This window comes from Kitasatospora sp. NPDC048715, assembly GCF_043198905.1.
Classification (GTDB): domain Bacteria; phylum Actinomycetota; class Actinomycetes; order Streptomycetales; family Streptomycetaceae; genus Kitasatospora; species Kitasatospora lactacystinica.
Genome location: NZ_JBICVH010000025.1, coordinates 42,201 through 59,684, shown reverse-complemented (window position 1 = coordinate 59,684; position 17,484 = coordinate 42,201). Strand labels below are relative to the sequence as shown.

The following is a 17,484-nucleotide window of genomic DNA, read 5'->3' as shown; positions in this document are numbered from 1 at the left end:
CCGGGGGGTGGGGGGGGGGGGGGTGGGGGGGGTGGGGGGGGGGGGGGGGGGGGGGGGGGGGTGTCCGGTGGGCCCCCCCGGGGGGCGCGCGGGCCTGGGGGGGGGCCGCCGCGCTCCTGGTGTCGGTGGTCGGTCCTGCGGTGATGCGGGCTCCTTCTTCTCCCGGCGGCCGGCCGGGGTCGGTGTGCCTCGGAGGTGTACGAGCGACAGGTGTACGGGCTACAGGTGGGCGAGCTTGTAGAGCACGGGCGCGGCCTCCCTGAGGACGGCCCATTCCTCCTCGTCGAGCCCCTGGGCGAGCTCGGCGAGCCAGACGTTCCGGCGTCGACGACTCTCCGCGAGGATCGTCTCGGCCTGCTCGGTGCTGCTGACGACCACCTGGCGGCGGTCCTCGGGGTGCGGTTCGCGCCGCACCAGCCCCTTCTCCTCCAGCATCGCGACGATCCTGGTCATCGAAGGAGGCTGCACGTGCTCCTTCCGGGCGAGCTCACCCGGCGTCGCCTTTCCGCACCGGGCGAGGGTGCCCAGCACTCCCATCTCGGTGGGACTCAGCGACTCCTCCACCCGCTGGTGTTTGAGTCGTCGGGAGAGGCGCATCGTGGACGATCGCAGCTGACTGACCGCTGCGAGGTCCTGCTCGGACATCTCGGGCATCTCTTTAGCCTACGTCATTACTCTCGCTAAGGAAAATGAGATCCGCCGCCGTGCCGGAGGGTCACCGCGGTGCCATATTGGTCATGGGCCTCAGCTCTCTCCCAGAAGGGCCGACCTGCCATGTCCGACCTCGCCACCGAGCAGTCCGAGCGGTCCCAGCGGTCCGAACAGCCGCAGCCGTCCGAGCGGTCCGCGCGCACCGGGCCCGGCGACACCGGCTTCGCCCGGCTCGCCATGGTCACCATCGACTGCGCCGACCCGGTCGCACTGGCCTCGTTCTACGGCGAGCTGCTGGGGTGGGAGACCAGGCACGCGGACGAGCGCTTCGCGATCCTGGACAACCCCGAGGGCGGCAGCCCGCTGGGCTTCGGCCGGGTGACCGGCTACCGGCCGGAGCCGTGGACGGAACCGGACGGCAGCAAGCACTTCCACCTCGACTTCTACGTCGACGACCTGGACGAGGCCACCGCGAAGGCCCTCGCGCTCGGCGCCACCGAGCCCGCCTACCAGCACGGCCGCACCCTGCGGGTGCTGATCGACCCGGCCGGCCACCCGTTCGGGCTAGCCCCCCTGGAGTGAGCGCCGACGGCGGCCCGCAGTCACCCGGAGGCGGTGCGCAGGCGGTGTCAGGGGTTGGTGCCGGGATCATGCAGGCCGCGTAAAGGCCCATCCTGACCTGGGACTTCACGAAAAGCACGAACATTGTGCGACCGCCGGGCAGTGGTTACTCTCCCCGATTGTCAGGGGCACCACATGCCAGGCTCCTCCCCTGCGGGAGCACGTTCCCGCTCCGGTGCCCGCCGCCGCGCGCCTTCCCCGGCCAGCCGCGTCCGCCCGCGCCCCGGTGCCCTCAACCCTCCTCCAGGGAGCTCCATTGGGTGAGATCCATCATGCCGACCACGGCTGGGTGACACCGGCGGTCTCGTACTTCGTCGCCTGCGTCGGCGCCTTCGTCGCCCTGCGCAGCGCCCGCTGGGCACTCGTCTCCCGGGGCCGCACCCGGGCCGTCTGGCTGCTGTTCGCCTCGACCTCGCTCGGGGCCGGGATCTGGTCCATGCACTTCATCGCGATGCTCGGCTTCTCCGTGACCGGCGTCGAGATCGGCTACCGGCCCGGCCTGACCGTGCTCAGCCTGCTGGTCGCCGTCGCCGTGGTCGGCGTCGGGCTCTTCACCGTCGGGTACTGGCGGCGCCGCGTCCTGGCGCTGCTGGTCGGCGGGCTGACCACCGGTCTGGGGGTCGCCGCGATGCACTACCTGGGCATGGCCGCGATGGTCCTGCCCGGCACGCTCGGCTACGACCGGCCCACCGTGGCCGCCTCGGTGGCCATCGCCGTGGTCGCGGCCACGGCCGCGCTCTGGGCCGCGCTCAACATCCGGGGCACGCTCGCCGTGCTGGCGGCGGCGCCGGTGATGGGCGTGGCGGTCTGCGCGATGCACTACACCGGCATGGCGGCGCTCTCCGTCCACCTGGACTTCTCGCGCTCCACCGAGGCCGGCGTGATGGCGCTCCAGTTCATCTTCCCGCTCGGGGTCGGGCTGGGCTGCTACGTGTTCTTCGGCTCGCTGGCCTTCGCGGTCTCGCCGAGCCGGTCCGACTCCCAGCCCCTGCTGGCCGGTCCGGCCGCCCCGCTGCCTCCGCGGCCCCAGCGCGCCTCCGGGACCGCACGGGCCGCGGGGGCCGCGCGCACCCCGGGCGACCAGGGCAGCCCGCTGCTCCCGCAGCGGCGGCCGCTGGGCGGGGCCGCCCGGCGCTGAGGCCGGGCGCGGGAGCGGGGGCCCGAGCGGGCGTCCGGCCGGGCCCCCCACCCCGGCCGGGCGCCGCCCGTCCCCGCTCCCGGTATCCCCGCGGTCCCCGCCTCCGGCCCCCGCCGGGGCCCGGGCCGACCGTTACGGCTGTCCGGGCCGCCCGAGCAGCCCCGCCACGTGCTCCGGCGTGGCCACCGGGCAGACCTTGTGCACGAAGTCCCGCCGCAGCGCGTGGTACGGCTCGCCCGCCCGGTAGAAGTTGGCGTGCATCCGGCGCAGTTCCTCCGCCCGGTACTCGGCCAGCGGCTTGGCCTCCTCGTCGACCGCGCGGCGGCGCTTCTTGTCCACCAGCCGCCCGGTGAGGTCCGGCGAGGCGGCGATCCGGGCCGCCTCGCGCGCCACCCAGCGGCGGAACCCGGCCGCGTCCCCGCCGACCGTGCGGTCCACCAGGCCGATCCGGCGGGCGTGGTCGGCGCCGACCGGCAGCGCCTCGGCGGTGAGCCGCTCGGCCTGCTCGGCACCGACCCGGCGGGGCAGGGTGTACGTCCAGTACTCGGAGCCGTACAGGCCCATCAGCCGGTAGTGCGGGTTGAGCACCGCCGACTCCCGGCACCACACCTCGTCGGCGGCGAGCGCCGCCATCAGCCCGCCGGCGGCCGCGTTCCCGGCCAGCGCCGCCACCGTCACCTTGTCCGTCGTGGTCAGCACCGCCTCGACGAAGTCGTCCATCGCGTTGATGTTCTCCCAGGACTCCAGCGCCGGGAAGGCCGCGCCCTCGATGACGTTGAGCTGGATCCCGTTGGAGTAGAAGTCCCGGGGCGCGCCGAGCACCAGCACCGAGGTCGGCCGGTCGGCCGCCTCCCGGTAGGCGGTGAGCAGCCGACGGCACTGCTCGGTGCTCATCGCCCCGCCCGCGTGGGCGAATTCGAGGAAGCCGACCTCGCCCTCCTCGCGGTAGCGCAGCTCCGACCAGGTGTCCCGACTGCCCGCCCGCTCCGGGCTCACCGGCACCTCGCGGACCCGGTACAGCTCGTCGGCGAGCACCGTGGCGGCCGGCAGCTTGAAGGTGACCGGCCCGCCGGGGGTGCGGCGCGGGCGCAGCTGCGGTATCCACACCGCGCCGTCCACGGTGGCCCGGCAGATCGCGCCGTCCCGGGTGGCCAGCACGGCGCCGGGCACCGGGCCGCGCAGTTCGTCCTCGGGGTGGCCGCCGTGCAGGAAGAACTCCCGTCCGTACAGCTCGTCCAGGACGCCGGGCTGGGAGTCGGCGGCGCGCAGCCTGCGCAGCACGGTGGCGGTGCCGTCCCGCTCCCAGTCGATCCGGCGTTCCTCCTGGCGCAGGAAGGGGCGCGCTTCGCCGTGCACGTCCGGCCGCGCGTAGTCCAGCGGCTCGGGGGTGAACAGCCCGCCCTCGTAGCGCTGGACGGCCAGCAGGACGGCCTCGGTGGCGGCGTCGGCGAGCTCGCCCCGGTACAACTCGCTCTTGCCGCAGGCGGGGACGGGGAACTCGACGGACGCCCAGATGTCGCCGGCGTCCATCTCCGCGACGGCCTGCAGCACGGTGACGCCCCAGCGCTCCACCCCCTCGGTGATCGCCCGGTCGAGCGAGGAGGGGCCGCGGTCGCCCTTGGGGCCCGGGTGCACGATCAGGACGGTCCGGGTGGACCAGATGTCCTGCGGGACGGCCTTGGTGAGCATCGGGCAGACGATCAGCTCGGGGTCGGTGCGGGCCACCGCCGCCCTCATCCGCTCGTCGTCGAGGGCGAGTTGGACGGCGACCTGGTGGCCGCGCTCGCGCAGGGCGGTGTGGACGCGCTGGGTCAGGCTGTTGAACGCGCTGGCGATCAGGAGAATGCGCAAGGAGGGCCTCCGGCGGGAACTGGGGTCGCGCGCAGGCGATGAAACCAGGGCATGGACACGTAATGATTACGGTCCGTACCTGGGCGCTCTACCCTCACGCACCCCGCACACCTGCGCCCCGCGTTTCGCCGGATCTCCCCAAGTCCCCGCTCCGGTCGAGTACTCTCCCCCGCCCGGCCCGGCTCAGCGCGGGAACGCCCTGCGGGCCCGCCAGGTGGTGTGCTCCCGGGAGACGGCGTCCTCGGCCTCGGCGGCCAGCCGGGCCCAGCCCGCCTCGGCGTCCGGCGCCCGGAGGTCGAGGTCGGACAGCTGGTTGCCGACGTTCTCCAGCTCGCGCGCGGCCAGTTGGTAGGCGGCGGCCAGCGGGCCGAGCTGCTTGAGCTGCGTCCAGGCGATGATCGCCGCGGCCGCGGCCGAGGTGGCGCCGAACAGGTGCACCGGCAGCGCGCCGGTGGCCTGGGCGACGGCCGCCGCGGCACCGACGATGATCAGCACCGCGACGCCGAGTCCCCAGGAGACCGCCTGCGAGTCGCAGGCCTCGGCCCGGGAGCGGTACCAGGTGCGCTGGCCCTCGACCCGGGTGCGCAGGTAGAGGGTGCGCCGCGCGGTCAGGCTCTCGGCGCGCCGGCGGCGCATCTCCGGGGTGATCTCGGCGACGCTGCCGGGCGGCACGATCTCCGGGTCCTCGAAGGCGCGCAGCACGTCCTCGACCTGGAGCAGGTAGCCGCGGTCGACGTCCGCGGACTCGGCCGGGCCGTCGAACGGCCGGGCCCGGACGGTGTACTTCCAGGCCAGCGTCTTGACCGACTCGGCCGCCGCCCGGGCCTGGTACCAGCGGCCCTGCGGGTTGCCGCGGCGCAGCCGGGACCAGAAGTAGCCGGCCACCAGGAAGGCGGCGACCGAGAACAGCGGCCAGACGTCGAAGTCGCCCTTGTCGTCCGGGCCCGGGAACGACCCGATCACAGCGGCGACCACCAGCATCGCGATCAGTCCGCGGTACCAGCGCAGCGTCTCGCGCTGGCCGTCCAGCGAGGCCTTGTCCGTCGTCCAGAACAGCTCCGGCAGCAGCTGTGCCTCGACGCCCCCCGGCGGATCCTGTTGCACCATCGGTCGAGTCCCCTCCCCCTTCTCCGTCCAGGCAGTATTCCCTCCGCCAACTCGCCTACACGAGTGCCTTTTTGACAACTTCTGACGGCCGGTCGTTGCCCGCCCTCCCGGTAACCGGTAGAAACGGTTACATGCCGCTGCACTGGAAGCTCGTCATCGACTGCGCCGATCCGCACCGCCAGGCCGCCTTCTGGGCCGCCGCCCTGGAGTACAGGCAGGAGGACCACGGCGCGCTGATCACCCGGCTGCTCGCCGCCGGCGCGGTCGGCCCGGATGACCTCACCGAGCTGGACGGCCGCCCGGCCTGGCGCTCCCTGGCCGCCGTCCGCCACCCCGAGGACCCGTTCGATCCGGCCTCGGACACCGGCCTCGGCCGCCGTGTCCTGTTCCAGGCCGTCCCCGAGCCCAAGCGGGGCAAGAACCGCCTGCACCTCGACGTCCACCCCGGCCCGGGCGAGCGCGAGGCCACCGTCGCCCGCCTCGGATCCCTCGGCGCCACCGTCCTGCGGCACGTCGAGGAGCCCGGCGGCGCCTGGACCGTCATGCGGGACCCGGAGGGCAACGAGTTCTGCGTCCACTGACCGGACGGCCGCCCCGGGAACGCCGGAGCCCCGCCCTCCCGGAACCGGGGGGACGGGGCTCGGTCGGCGTACGGCGTCAGAGCAGGCCGAAGGCCGGCATCAGGTAGTAGAAGGCGAACACCGCCGCCACCGCGTACATCGGGACGGGGACCTCCCGGCCGCGGCCGGCGGCCAGGCGCATCACGCAGAAGACGATGAAGCCCATGCCGATGCCGTTGGTGATGCTGTAGGTGAACGGCATCATCACGATGGTCACGAAGGCCGGGATCGCGATCGTGTAGTCGGCCCAGTCGATCGACTTGATCGAGTTGGCCAGGATCAGGAAGCCGACGGTGACCAGGGCCGGGGTGGCGGCCTGGGCCGGGACCATGGTGGCGAGCGGGGTGAGGAAGAGCGCCACCACGAAGAGCAGGCCGGTGACGATCGAGGCGAAGCCGGTCCGGGCGCCCTCGCCGACGCCGGCGGTGGACTCGACGAAGCAGGTGTTGGCGGAGGCGGAGGTGGCGCCGCCGGCCGCGGTGGCGATGCCGTCGACCATCAGGACCTTGTTGATGCCGGGCAGGTCGCCCTTCTCGTCCAGCAGGTGGGCCTCGTCGGCCACGCCGAGGATGGTGCCCATCGCGTCGAAGAAGCAGGACATCAGCACGGTGAAGACGAAGAGCAGGCCGGTCAGCACGCCGACCTTCTCGAAGCCGCCGAACAGGCTGACCTTGCCGACCAGTCCGAAGTCCGGCGCGGAGACCGGGTTGCCCGGCCAGGTCGGGACGGTGAGGCCCCACTTGGCCGCCGGGACGTCGGCCACCTTGTCGATGACCGCGGCGAGCGCCGTGGAGACCGCGATGCTGATCAGGATGGCGCCGGGCACCTTGCGGATCAGCAGGACCAGGGTGAGCAGCAGGCCGACCACGAAGATCAGCACCGGGAAGCCGAGCAGGTGCCCGTTGCCGCCGAGCTGGAGCGGGACGGTGGTGTGGGCGGCGTCCGGGATGCGGCTGACGAAGCCGGAGTCGACCAGGCCGACCAGGCTGATGAACAGACCGATACCGATCGCGATCGCCTTGCGCAGGCCGAGCGGGACGGCGTTCATGACGCGCTCGCGCAGACCGGTGGCGACCAGCAGCATGATCGCGAAACCGGCCAGCACGACCATGCCCATGGCGTCCGGCCAGGTCATCTTCGGAGCGAGCTGGAGCGCCACGATCGTGTTGACGCCGAGGCCGGCGGCCAGGCCGATCGGGACGTTGCCGATGACGCCCATCAGCAGGGTGGTGAGACCCGCGGTGAGGGCGGTGGCGGTGACCAGCTGGCCGCTGTCCAGGTGGGCCCCGGTGACGTCCGTGCCGCTGGCCAGGATGATCGGGTTCAGCACCAGGATGTACGCCATGGTGAAGAAGGTGGCGACACCACCGCGGATCTCGCGCGGCAGGGTGGAGCCGCGCTCGCTGATCCGGAAGAAGCGGTCGACGGCGCTCGTGGGGGGCTTCGGCGCGGCGTCGGCGGGTTCGGGCGACTCGGTGGTCGGCTGGACCACAGGCATGCGTGCGTCCTCTGTGGGGGAGCTGAGGAGAGGGTGGGGGACGCCCGGGGCGACGGTGGCCGGGCGCAGATCTTTAAGTATGGTTTCCCGATCGCACACGCGCTATCTTCGCGCGTAGAGCCTGCGGGGGGCCTGCGGGGCGTCCCGGCACCCGCGCGGCCGCCCCACCGCACCGTACGCTAGACCCCATGCCCAAGACGCCGCTGCACCCCTCGCCCCCTCCGCTGGAGGCCAACGACGTCGCCATCGTCGGCGGCGGCACGGTGCTGTGGTTCATCGCCTTCCTCGCCCTGCTCCCCTTCCAGGGCAGCCTCTCCGCGCACGGCCACGGCACCTGGCCCTGGATCTGCCTCTCCGGCGGCCTGCTCGGCCTGATCGGCCTCTGGTACTGCCGCGCCCGGCGGGACGCGATCGCCCGCAGCCGCGCCGCCGAGGCGGCCGGACCGGCACCGGGGCACACGGCCGAACGGGCGACCGGGGACGACGGCCAGGGTCCGGCCACCCGGTCGGACTGAATGGTCCTTTAGTAGCACGCACCGGACATAAGGCGCCCGTAGAGTCGGTGCCATGACGCAGCCTGCCCAGCCAGCGGAAGAGCGGCCGACCGACGAAGACCGCCCGGACGGAGCGCACCCCCTCGGCCTGCTGCCCGGCCGACGCGGCGGCCTGACGGCCTCCGAGGTGGCCGAGCGGGTCGCGAAGGGTCAGGTCAACGACGTCCCCGTACGGTCCAGCCGGTCCACCCGGGAGATCGTCCGGGCCAACGTCTTCACCCGCTTCAACGCGATCATCGGCGTGATGTTCGGGATCATCCTGATCGTCGGTCCGATCCAGGACGGCCTGTTCGGCCTGGTCATCGTGGCCAACACGGCGATCGGCATCATCCAGGAGCTGCGCGCCAAGAAGACCCTGGACAGCCTGGCCCTGATCGGCGAGGCCCGACCGCAGGTCCGCCGGGACGGCGCCGTCCAGCAGATCGGCGTCTCCGAGATCGTCCTCGACGACACCGTGCTGCTCGGCATCGGCGACAAGGTGATCGTGGACGGCGAGGTCACCGAGGCGGACGGCCTGGAGGTCGACGAGTCGCTGCTCACCGGCGAACCCGATCCGGTCCTCAAGCAGCCCGGCGCCCAGGTGATGTCCGGCAGCTTCGTGGTGGCCGGTGCCGGCGCGTTCACCGCCACCAAGGTCGGCCGCGAGGCCTACGCGGCCCAGCTCGCCGAGGAGGCCAGCAAGTTCACCCTGGTGAAGTCGGAACTGCGCTCCGGCATCGACAGCATCCTGCGGATCATCACCTACCTGCTGATCCCCACCGCCCTCGGCCTGATCATCAGCCAGCTGGCCGTCGAGGGCCGGGACTGGCGGGAGGCCGTGCGGCGCATGGTGGCCGGCATCGTGCCGATGGTCCCCGAGGGGCTGGTGCTGCTGACCTCGGTCGCCTTCGCGATCGGCGTGGTCCGGCTCGGCCGCAAGCAGTGCCTGGTCCAGGAGCTCCCGGCGATCGAGGGCCTGGCCCGGGTGGACACCGTCTGCCTGGACAAGACCGGCACCCTCACCGAGGGCGGCATGGACGTGATCGACCTGCGGGTGCTCTCCGACGGGGAGCCCGGCGCCGTCGCCCCGGAGACCGTCCAGCACGCCCTGGCCGTGATGGCGGGCGCCGACGCCCGCCCCAACCCGTCCATGCAGGCGGTCATCGACGCGTACGGGCGCGGCGACGACGGCGCCCGCTCCGGCCACGACGGCTGGCGGGTGATCGAGGCGATGCCCTTCTCCTCCGCCCGCAAGTGGAGCGGCGTGCAGCTGCTGGAGCCGCAGGGCGGCGAGGCCAGCTGGCTGCTCGGCGCGCCCGACGTGCTGCTGCCCGCCGGACACCCGGCGCTGGCCGAGGTGGACGAGCTCGGCGCCCGGGGCCTGCGGGTGCTGCTGCTGGGCCGCACGCCCGTCCCGCTGGACTCCCCCGACCCGGCGGCCGACCTCACCCCGCTGGCCCTGGTGGTGCTCCAGCAGCGGCTGCGCTCGGACGCCGCCGAGACCCTGCGCTACTTCGAGAGCCAGCGGGTCCGGGCCAAGGTCATCTCCGGCGACGCGGCGGTCTCGGTCGGCGCGGTGGCCGGCCACCTGGGCCTGCCCGGCGCCGACCACCCGCTGGACGCCCGCTCCCTGCCCTCCGACCCGGAGGAACTCGCCGAGACCGCCGACCGGACCAGCGTCTTCGGCCGGGTCACCCCGCAGCAGAAGCGCCAGCTGGTCGGGGCGCTGCAGTCCCGCGGCCACACCGTGGCGATGACCGGCGACGGCGTCAACGACGTGCTCGCCCTCAAGGACGCCGACATCGGCGTGGCGATGGGCACCGGCTCCGACGCCACCAAGGCGGTCGCCCAGATCGTGCTGCTGAACGACTCCTTCGCCTCGCTGCCGTCGGTGGTGGCCGAGGGCCGCCGGGTGATCGGCAACATCGAGCGGGTCGCTTCACTCTTCCTGGTGAAGACCGTCTACTCGGTCCTGCTGGCGCTCCTGGTGATCTTCACCCATTCGCCGTACCCGTTCCTGCCCCGGCACTCCACCGTGCTGTCCTCGCTGACCATCGGCATCCCGGCCTTCTTCCTCGCGCTCGCCCCCAACGACGAACGGGCCCGCACCGGCTTCGTGAAACGCGTGCTGCGGCTGGCGATCCCCGGCGGGGCCATCGCCGGCACCGGCACCTTCGTCGCCTACTCGCTCGCCCGCGCCGACCACGCGACCGACCTCAAGGCCGACACCAGCGTGGCCACCCTGACGCTCTTCCTGATCGCCCTCTGGGTCCTCGCCATCGTCGCCCGCCCGTACAACTGGTGGCGACTGCTGCTGATCGGCAGCATGGGCGGCGCCTTCGCGCTGGTGCTGCTGGTGCCCCCGCTGAAGTCCTTCTTCGACCTCTCCCTGGTCGGCTACCGCGACCCGCTGATCGGCGTCGCCATCGCGGTGGTCTGCGGCATCGCCCTGGAGATCACCTGGCACTTCATGAAGCGCCGCGGCATGGAGTGAGTGACCCGCCCCGCGGGCCCGCCGGTCGGGGCGGGCCCGCGGGGGGGGCGCTCAGCCCTCGAAGTCGCGGGCGGCCGAGAGCTCGTAGGCGCGGTCCGGCTCGCTGAGGGCGGCCAGCACCTCGAAGCGGCGGTGCCACTGCCCGACCGACCAGGCCAGCCCGGCGGCCAGGCCCTCCGGAGTGGCCGCGTGCAGCAGACCGGGCACCGGCGGGACCTCGAACTCGTCGTCCTCGTCGGCGGCCTCGGCCAGCTCCGGGTCGTACGGCGGCTCCGGGGCGTCCGCCCCGGTGTCCCAGCGCCAGTCCACCGCCGCCTCGCCGCCGTCCGGCCCGACGACCAGCAGCTCCTCGTGCTCCTCGTAGGCGACCGGGCAGCCGGGCAGCAGTTCCCGCACCACCGCCGGGACCCGGTGCAGCACGCCCTCGGAGAGCACCCGGCCGCCCGCCACCTCGCTGGCCAGCGACACGTGCAGCCGCTCGGCGAGGTCGGCGGCCAGCGCCGGGGCGACCGGCAGCAGCGGGTACCGGTGCAGCAGCTGGACCAGGTCGGGAGCGTCGGCGACGACCGCCTCGGTGGCGTCCACCACCACCGTGTGGTCCGGCCGGCGCCCGGTGTCCGGGTCCAGCGGCGGCAGCGCCCGCACCACGTCCAGCGGCTCGATCCGCCCACGGTCCACCCGGGCCAGCGCGGTGTGGATGCCGTGCAGCTGACGGTGGCCGACCTCGGCCTCCGGGTCGGTCATCCGGTCCAGCACCTCGTCCGGCCCGTGCGGCTCGGCGAGCAGCGCGGCCAGCGTGGTGCGCACCCCGAGCGCGTGCAGGAACTGGTCGTCCAGGGTGGTGCGGGCCTCGTCGTACAGGCCGCGCAGCAGCGGGTCGGCCCCGGCGGCACGCAGACCGGCCGGCTCCCGGCCCGCCAGCACCGGGTGGTCGCGCAGCCACCACGCGGTGTACGGCGGCAGGTCGGCGTACGAGCCGTCCGGCAGCAGGGTGCGCACCGGGGCGACCACGGCGTCCCGGTACGGCGGGCGGGCCAGCGCCGCGAGCGCCTCCGGCCAGGCGTCGTCGTCCACCAGGTCGAGGTCGCGCACGGCCAGCAGCTCGGCGGCCACCGGCGGGACGCCGACCGCCTCGTCGGCCTGCAGCGCCTCCAGCGCGTCCTCGGCCCACTCGGCGAGCCCGTCCGGCGCCTCGTCCAGCAGACCGGTGGGGTGGCCGCCGGCCGCGCGGTCGGCCGGGACGGTGGGGTCGAGCCGCTCCAGGTCGTCCGGGTCGAGCACCACGTCCTCGGCGCGCACCAGCACGAAGTCGGCCAGCACGCCGACGGCGGTCAGCACCTCCGGCCCCCAGCGCTCCAGCAGCTCGTCGTCCACCCAGCCGGCGTCCTCCTCGCGGGCGAGCGCGGCGAACGGGCTCCCGGGCAGCACGAGTTCGCCGGCCCGGGCGGGCTCGCCCTCGTCGTCGAGCAGCGCGAGCCGGGCCAGCCAGGGGTGGGCGCCCGGCTCCGGGGCGGCGGCCTTCACCAGGGCCAGGACGGCGTCGGCGAGTTCGAGCGCCGCGTCCAGGTCGTCCTCGGCCAGGTCGTAGGAGCGGGCGACGGCGGCCCGCACCTCGGGGGTGTCCAGCACCCCGGCCGGGGTGGCGGTGCCGGCACCGAGCTTGGCCAGCAGCGGGTGGGCGGCCTCGGGGTGGGCCAGGCGCAGGTCGAGCGCGGCGAGCGCGCCCGCCAGCGACTCGGGGTAGCCGGGGAAGGCCGCCCAGTCGGCGTCCTCGGAGGGCAGCAGGACGCGCCGCGGCCCGGTGACCGTCCGCCCGTCGGCGAGCGGGACGGGCAGCGCGCCGAGCGCCTCCGGATCGGCCGCGCCCAGCGCCGCGTACAGGTTGCGCCACCAGGCGGGCCCGCGGTCCAGCCCGCCGAGCTGGTCCACCACCTCGGCCAGCGGCACCCGGCGCACGTTCAGCACCCGCAGCTCGGTGCGCCGCTCCAGGCCGGCCGGCAGCAGCCCCGGGAAGATCGGCGAGAGCGCCTCGACCACCGAGCCGTCCGCGCCCTCCAGCAGCGTCGCGTCCCGCGGCCGCAGCGCGGGCGTGCCCTCCTCGACCGGCGCCGGGTGCGGCAGGAACGGCGTCCCGGGCAGCCGGGAGAGCACCTCGGCGCGCAGCGCGTTGTCCAGCGCGCCCTGGCCGAGCGGGGCCGGTACGAGGCCGAGCGAGCCGAGGTCGGCGCCGCGGGCGCGCAGCAGCTCGGCGTAGCTGTCGGCGGCGCGCTCGGTGAGGAAGTCGGCCAGCGGGCCGGGGGCGACGTGCCGGCGGGTGGAGTCCAGCGGGTACGAGGCGATCAGCAGCGCGGGCAGACCGACCGGCTCGTCGCTGGGGGTGGGCGCGTGCAGCACGGAGGCGATCCCGGGCCGCTGCGGGACGCCGTCCGGGCCGACCGGGACGGCCCAGGTCACCGTCCAGTACGGGCGGGCGCGCTCCTCGGTGGGCCGGTCGCCCAGCAGCTCGGCCGAGAGCGTGCCGGAGGCCCCGACGGTCTGCCAGACCGTCTGCCGCAGCCGGCCGCCCGCGTCGTCGGTGACGGTGACCTCGGTGACCCCGTCCGGGCGGGTCTCCGCGGCGTCCCGGGTGAGCGTCCGGGTGCCGTCCGGGGTCTCCACCACGACCTCGCGCAGGCCGGGCAGGGTGAGCAGCAGCGCGTCGTCGATCCCGGCCAGCAGACGGCGGGTCAGGTCCTCGGCGGCGGCGTCCCGCAGCGGCAGCACCACCACCGTGTCGTAGCCCTCCGGGGCCGGGCCCTCGGCCGCGAACGGCAGCCGCAGCAGCGGCACGTGGCCGTCCCGGCGGCGCAGCTCGTCGGCCAGCTCGGGCTGGGCCGCGGCCAGCGCCCGCGCCTCGCCGAGCGACCAGCGCACCCCGCCGGTCGCGCTCAGCACGGCGGGCTCGTCGGTGACCGCGAGGACGGCGGCGAAGCCGACCCCGAACCGGCCGACGGCGGGCGTCTCACCGCGCTTGGAGGAGGCGCGCAGGGTGGACAGCGACTCGACGGCGGCCTCGTCCAGCGGGGCGCCGGTGTTGGCGGCGGCGAGCACGCCGTCGGCGAGGGTCAGCCGCAGCCGGCCGGGGCCGTGCCCGGCCCGGACCGCCGCGTCGGCCGCGTTCTGCGCCAACTCGACCACCAGGCGGTCCCGGTAGCCGCCGAGCGCCAGCTCCTCCTCCGCGTTGGCGTCCTCCCGGAACCGGGCCGGCGAGGCGGCCCAGGCGGCCAGCACCCGTCGGCGCAGCGCGGCGCTGCCGAAGGGGTCCGCGAGGTGCTCGTCCGTGCCGCTGCCGATGATCCGAGGTTCCACTGGACCTGCCGCCTTCCGCTGCCCTGTTCGTCGTAGGGCATTCTTCCCTGCCCCACTGACTGCTCCCGACCACGGGCCCCGCCACCGGCGGGCCGGGGACGGTGCCGGCGGCGGACCTGACGGCCTTTCCGCCGCCCGCCCGCAGCCCGGAAAGCAGCGCGGCCCGCGCCGGTCGTTGACCGGGCGGGCCGCTGGAGCCTGGGCGCGTGCCCGGCTCAGGAGTGGCCGAGCTCCTCGGCCGGGGCGTCGGGTTCGACCGAGCCGGAGGCACGGTCGGGGTGCAGCGGGAGCGGCTCGACCACCAGCTCGTCCAGGATCAGCTCGGACGGCGCCGGCGGGGCCGGGATGACGGCCGCCTCGGAGTGCCCGCCGCAGCCGTACGCGAAGGAGACGATCTGGCCGTCGGCCGGGCCGAACTCGTTGCCGCACACGCCGAAGGCCTGTCCGAGCGAGCCGCCGATCGGCACCAGGAAGCCGCAGCTCGCGCACGAGGCCGGGGCGGCCTGCGCCATCGGGGTCTGCGAGCCGTGGGACTTCTCCCAGCGCTCGGCGGCCAGGTGCAGGCCGAGCCGGGAGAGCACCCGGCTGCGGCCGAGGCCCAGCTCCTCGGCGACGGCGTCGATCCGGGCGCGGGCCGGGGCCGGCTGGACGTGCGGGTCGGTGACGACCAGGTCCTCGTCCTGCGCCAGGGCGACCGCGGAGTTCGGCGCGGGCTCGTCCTCGCCGGTCCAGCCGGGCTCCAGCCGCAGGTCGTCGGCGCCGGTGGGCAGCAGGTCGCCCGGGCCCATGTCGCCGGGGCGCAGCCGGTCGCTCCACGGCACCCACTGGGGCGCGAGCACCGCGTCGGGGCCGGGCAGCAGCACGACCTCGTCCAGGGTCACGTTCTTGGCACGCGGCGCACGGGCGACGGTGACCGCCCAGTGCCAGCCGCGGTAGGCCGCGTCGAGGCACTCGAAGGTGTGGGTGACGACGCGGTCGGCGTCCGCCTGGACACCCAGGTGCAGCCCGACGGCCTCCGCACCGACGGCCTCCTCGGCGGCCTGACGGGCGAGTTCGACGGCCTCGGCACAGAGCCGGTCGGGGGTACGGCTTCGCATCGCAGCACTCACGGCGTCGATTCTCTCCCAGTTCTTCTGTCGCCCACGGCGTGTTGCCTGTTCCGTCGCGGCTCGGTGTCCCTCGTCCATTCTGCGTGACCGGGAGCCCCCTCGGGTACCGGCCGCGCCGCTCGACCGGCCTGCCGGCGCCCCGGCGGGTCGGCGGGTCGACCTTGGGCAGGCTACCCGTCGGTCGGCGCCCCGGCACAGTCCGGGGCGGACCCGGCCCTTCCGGGACCGCGCCGAGCCGGGCCCGCTCCCGCGTCGGCTCGGCGATTCTGGGGCAGGATGGGCTTGTGGCGGACCACGACCCGTCGCAGCACGCACTGCGCGACCCACGGGCCGGCAGCCCCGACCCCACGGACGCCGTGCCGCGACAGCAGCCCCCGGTCCCCGGCGCGGACGAACCGCAGCCGGCGGGCGGCCCCGGGCCGCCCGCAGACACCGTGGACCCCTCCGGGGCCGAAGCCCCGGAGGGCCCCGACCGGGCCCCGCGGGAGCCGGACGGGGACGAGAACGAGGCCCCCGAGCCCCGCCGGCACTTCCTGATCCGCACCGCCTCCGCCGCCGGCTCCCGCACCGGCAAGGTGGTGCACGGCACCGGCCGCCGGATCCGCCGGGCCACCGCCGCCGAGGGCGCGGGCGAGTCCGGCCTCGCGAAGCTGATCGAGCTGCACGCGCTCAACTCCTTCGGCGACATGCTGATCACCGTCGCGCTGGCGTCCACCATCTTCTTCTCGGTGCCCACCGGCGAGGCCCGCGGCCGGGTCGCGCTCTACCTGCTGATCACGATGGCCCCGTTCGCCCTGCTGGCCCCGGTGATCGGCCCGCTGCTGGACCGGCTGCCGCACGGCCGCCGGGCGGCCATGGCGATGGCGATGCTGGCCCGGGCGGTGCTGGCCTGGACGATGGCCGGGGTGATCGTCGGCGGCGGCATCGCGCTCTACCCGGAGGCGCTCGGCGTGCTGGTCGCGTCCAAGGCTTACGGCGTGGTGCGCAGCGTGGTGGTGCCGCGACTGCTGCCGAGCCGGCTGTCCCTGGTGAAGGCGAACTCCCGGGTCACCCTGGCCGGACTGCTGGCCACCGGCGTGGCGGCCGGGGTGGGCGGGCTGCTGCACCTGGTCGGGCCCGGCTGGCCGCTGCGCGGCGCCTTCCTGGTGTTCGTGGTCGGCACCCTGATGGCCTTCCACCTGCCGCCCGCGGTGGACTCCGCCAAGGGCGAGCAGCGCGCCGTCCTGCACGCCGAGGTGCACGGCGAGGGCTCGCACCTGATCCATCACAGACCGCCGCCGGTCAAGGCCTCGCTGCGCACGGTCGGCCCCTCGGTGATCCTGGCGCTGCGGGCGATGTCGGCGATGAAGTGGCTGGTCGGCTTCCTGGTGATGTTCCTGGCCTTCCTGCTGCGGGAGGAGCCGATCGGCGGGCTGCGGCCGACGGTGGCGCTGGGCCTGGTGGCGCTGGCCGCCGGGACGGGCAACGCGCTGGGCTCGGTGCTCGGCTCCTGGCTGCGCACCCGGGGCCCCGAGAAGACCATCAGCGCGATGCTGCTGCTGGCGACCTGCGCGACGGCCGCGGCCGCGCTCTGGTACGGCGTGGTGACGGTGGTCGTGGTCGCCGCGGTGGCCGGGATGGCTGCCTCGCTGGGCAAGCTGGCCCTGGACGCGCTGATCCAGCGGGACGTCCCGGAGGCGGTGCGGACCTCGGCGTTCGCCCGTTCGGAGACCCTGATGCAGCTGTCCTGGGTGGCGGGCGGCGCGGTCGGCATCCTGCTGCCGCTGAACGGGAAGCTGGGCCTGTCGATCGCCGCCGGGGTGGTCGGCCTGGCGCTGCTGTGGACGCTGCGCTCACTCCTGCGGGTGGGGCCGCGGCGGCACCCGGCGACGCCCCGGGTCGCCTGACCGCGCCGACGCGGCAACACGCGGTGCCGACCCCCGCGTCGCGTGATCGGCCGGGCCCGGTAGATTCTGACGCATGAGCCTCAATTCCCGTGCCATCGCCGCCCTCGGCGCCGTCGTCGTGGTCGGCGCCGCCACGGTGGGCACCTCCGTCGCCATTGCCGCCGGCCAGACCGAGCACATCTCGCACCGTGCCACCCTCACGGTCGGCAACTCCTCGATCGTCGCGGACCCGCTGTGCTGGAACGCCGGCAGCCCGCTCACCGACGACCAGCAGCAGAAGTGCCAGGAGGACGCGACCAAGGCCCTGCACGACGGCACGCTGCCCACCTCCGACGTCGTGGGGAGCGACCGGGTCGGCGTCGGGGTCTCCCCCAACGTGGCCGACACGGGCTGGTGGGCCTTCACCAACGGCGGCTCGTCCAACCAGGGCGGTCGCTACACCCTGTTCTCGGCCGCCAAGGGCCCGACCTGGTCCGGCGCCCAGTCGGCGAACAAGGTGCTCAACTCCAGCGGCAAGACCGTGGTGACCGTGGTCGAGGGCGACCCGAACCAGGAGGCCCCGATCGCCGTCTGGTACTTCCAGCTGAAGACCGAGGGCAACAGCTCCGACAACGGCTGACCGGTCCTG

13 protein-coding genes are annotated in these 17,484 nt (G+C 74.7%); 7 read left to right on the top strand and 6 right to left on the bottom strand.

Annotated features, from left to right (window positions below; all coding sequences use genetic code 11):
- Nucleotides 1–219: 219 nt before the first annotated feature.
- Nucleotides 220–654, bottom strand: a complete 435-nt coding sequence (locus ACGFSC_RS37625) for a MarR family transcriptional regulator (protein WP_359905720.1) — start codon at nucleotides 652–654, stop codon at nucleotides 220–222.
- 120 nt (nucleotides 655–774) lie between these two features.
- On the opposite strand from ACGFSC_RS37625, the gene ACGFSC_RS37620 reads away from it, so the two are divergent.
- Together ACGFSC_RS37620 and ACGFSC_RS37615 are read left to right on the top strand one after the other, a co-directional pair.
- The gene (locus tag ACGFSC_RS37620; protein WP_359905722.1) at nucleotides 775–1,233 is read left to right on the top strand and encodes a VOC family protein; all 459 of its coding nucleotides are present in this window, start codon (nucleotides 775–777) and stop codon (nucleotides 1,231–1,233) included.
- Nucleotides 1,234–1,528: 295 nt separating this feature from the next.
- A complete protein-coding gene (locus tag ACGFSC_RS37615) occupies nucleotides 1,529–2,410 on the top strand; it encodes an MHYT domain-containing protein (protein WP_359905724.1) in 882 nt (293 codons plus the stop codon).
- Nucleotides 2,411–2,542: 132 nt separating this feature from the next.
- On the opposite strand, the gene ACGFSC_RS37610 is transcribed toward ACGFSC_RS37615, so the two are convergent.
- Both ACGFSC_RS37610 and ACGFSC_RS37605 read right to left on the bottom strand, forming a co-directional pair.
- Complete coding sequence (locus ACGFSC_RS37610; protein ID WP_359905726.1) at nucleotides 2,543–4,261, bottom strand: enoyl-CoA hydratase-related protein; 1,719 nt, start codon at nucleotides 4,259–4,261, stop codon at nucleotides 2,543–2,545.
- Between the two features lie 183 nt (nucleotides 4,262–4,444).
- The gene (locus tag ACGFSC_RS37605; RefSeq protein ID WP_359905728.1) at nucleotides 4,445–5,368 is read right to left on the bottom strand and encodes a DUF4231 domain-containing protein; all 924 of its coding nucleotides are present in this window, start codon (nucleotides 5,366–5,368) and stop codon (nucleotides 4,445–4,447) included.
- Between the two features lie 131 nt (nucleotides 5,369–5,499).
- Between ACGFSC_RS37605 and ACGFSC_RS37600 the strand changes: the two genes are divergently transcribed.
- Nucleotides 5,500–5,949: a VOC family protein gene (locus tag ACGFSC_RS37600; RefSeq protein ID WP_359905731.1), complete on the top strand. Its 450-nt coding sequence runs from the start codon at nucleotides 5,500–5,502 to the stop codon at nucleotides 5,947–5,949.
- A 76-nt stretch (nucleotides 5,950–6,025) separates the two neighbouring features.
- Here the strand turns inward: ACGFSC_RS37600 and ACGFSC_RS37595 are convergent, their stop codons facing one another.
- Nucleotides 6,026–7,486 (bottom strand): NCS2 family permease, encoded by a 1,461-nt coding sequence (locus ACGFSC_RS37595; protein WP_359905734.1) that lies wholly within the window; start codon nucleotides 7,484–7,486, stop codon nucleotides 6,026–6,028.
- A 188-nt stretch (nucleotides 7,487–7,674) separates the two neighbouring features.
- Here ACGFSC_RS37595 and ACGFSC_RS37590 point away from each other — a divergent pair, with 188 nt between their 5' ends.
- Together ACGFSC_RS37590 and ACGFSC_RS37585 are read left to right on the top strand one after the other, a co-directional pair.
- On the top strand, nucleotides 7,675–8,001 hold the full coding sequence (locus ACGFSC_RS37590; RefSeq protein WP_359905737.1) for a DUF2530 domain-containing protein: 327 nt from the start codon (nucleotides 7,675–7,677) through the stop codon (nucleotides 7,999–8,001).
- Between the two features lie 52 nt (nucleotides 8,002–8,053).
- Nucleotides 8,054–10,513, top strand: a complete 2,460-nt coding sequence (locus ACGFSC_RS37585; protein WP_359905740.1) for an HAD-IC family P-type ATPase — start codon at nucleotides 8,054–8,056, stop codon at nucleotides 10,511–10,513.
- Between the two features lie 51 nt (nucleotides 10,514–10,564).
- Here the strand turns inward: ACGFSC_RS37585 and ACGFSC_RS37580 are convergent, their stop codons facing one another.
- Nucleotides 10,565–13,861 carry a sacsin N-terminal ATP-binding-like domain-containing protein gene (locus ACGFSC_RS37580; protein WP_359905743.1) on the bottom strand — a complete coding sequence of 1,099 codons (3,297 nt, stop codon included), beginning with the start codon at nucleotides 13,859–13,861 and terminating at the stop codon, nucleotides 10,565–10,567.
- A 215-nt stretch (nucleotides 13,862–14,076) separates the two neighbouring features.
- The gene (locus ACGFSC_RS37575) at nucleotides 14,077–14,958 is read right to left on the bottom strand and encodes a DUF3027 domain-containing protein (protein WP_359905871.1); all 882 of its coding nucleotides are present in this window, start codon (nucleotides 14,956–14,958) and stop codon (nucleotides 14,077–14,079) included.
- A 548-nt stretch (nucleotides 14,959–15,506) separates the two neighbouring features.
- Between ACGFSC_RS37575 and ACGFSC_RS37570 the strand changes: the two genes are divergently transcribed.
- On the top strand, nucleotides 15,507–16,856 hold the full coding sequence (locus ACGFSC_RS37570) for an MFS transporter (RefSeq protein ID WP_380349138.1): 1,350 nt from the start codon (nucleotides 15,507–15,509) through the stop codon (nucleotides 16,854–16,856).
- Between the two features lie 73 nt (nucleotides 16,857–16,929).
- Complete coding sequence (locus ACGFSC_RS37565) at nucleotides 16,930–17,475, top strand: hypothetical protein (RefSeq protein ID WP_359905746.1); 546 nt, start codon at nucleotides 16,930–16,932, stop codon at nucleotides 17,473–17,475.
- Nucleotides 17,476–17,484 lie beyond the last annotated feature (9 nt).

Coding starts and splice junctions, on each gene's coding strand:
- ACGFSC_RS37625 (WP_359905720.1), bottom strand. CDS start 654: ATGCCCGAGATGTCCGAGCAGGACCTCGCAGCGGTCAGTCAGCTGCGA.
- ACGFSC_RS37620 (WP_359905722.1), top strand. CDS start 775: ATGTCCGACCTCGCCACCGAGCAGTCCGAGCGGTCCCAGCGGTCCGAA.
- ACGFSC_RS37605 (WP_359905728.1), bottom strand. CDS start 5,368: ATGGTGCAACAGGATCCGCCGGGGGGCGTCGAGGCACAGCTGCTGCCG.
- ACGFSC_RS37600 (WP_359905731.1), top strand. CDS start 5,500: ATGCCGCTGCACTGGAAGCTCGTCATCGACTGCGCCGATCCGCACCGC.
- ACGFSC_RS37595 (WP_359905734.1), bottom strand. CDS start 7,486: ATGCCTGTGGTCCAGCCGACCACCGAGTCGCCCGAACCCGCCGACGCC.
- ACGFSC_RS37590 (WP_359905737.1), top strand. CDS start 7,675: ATGCCCAAGACGCCGCTGCACCCCTCGCCCCCTCCGCTGGAGGCCAAC.
- ACGFSC_RS37585 (WP_359905740.1), top strand. CDS start 8,054: ATGACGCAGCCTGCCCAGCCAGCGGAAGAGCGGCCGACCGACGAAGAC.
- ACGFSC_RS37575 (WP_359905871.1), bottom strand. CDS start 14,958: ATGCGAAGCCGTACCCCCGACCGGCTCTGTGCCGAGGCCGTCGAACTC.
- ACGFSC_RS37565 (WP_359905746.1), top strand. CDS start 16,930: ATGAGCCTCAATTCCCGTGCCATCGCCGCCCTCGGCGCCGTCGTCGTG.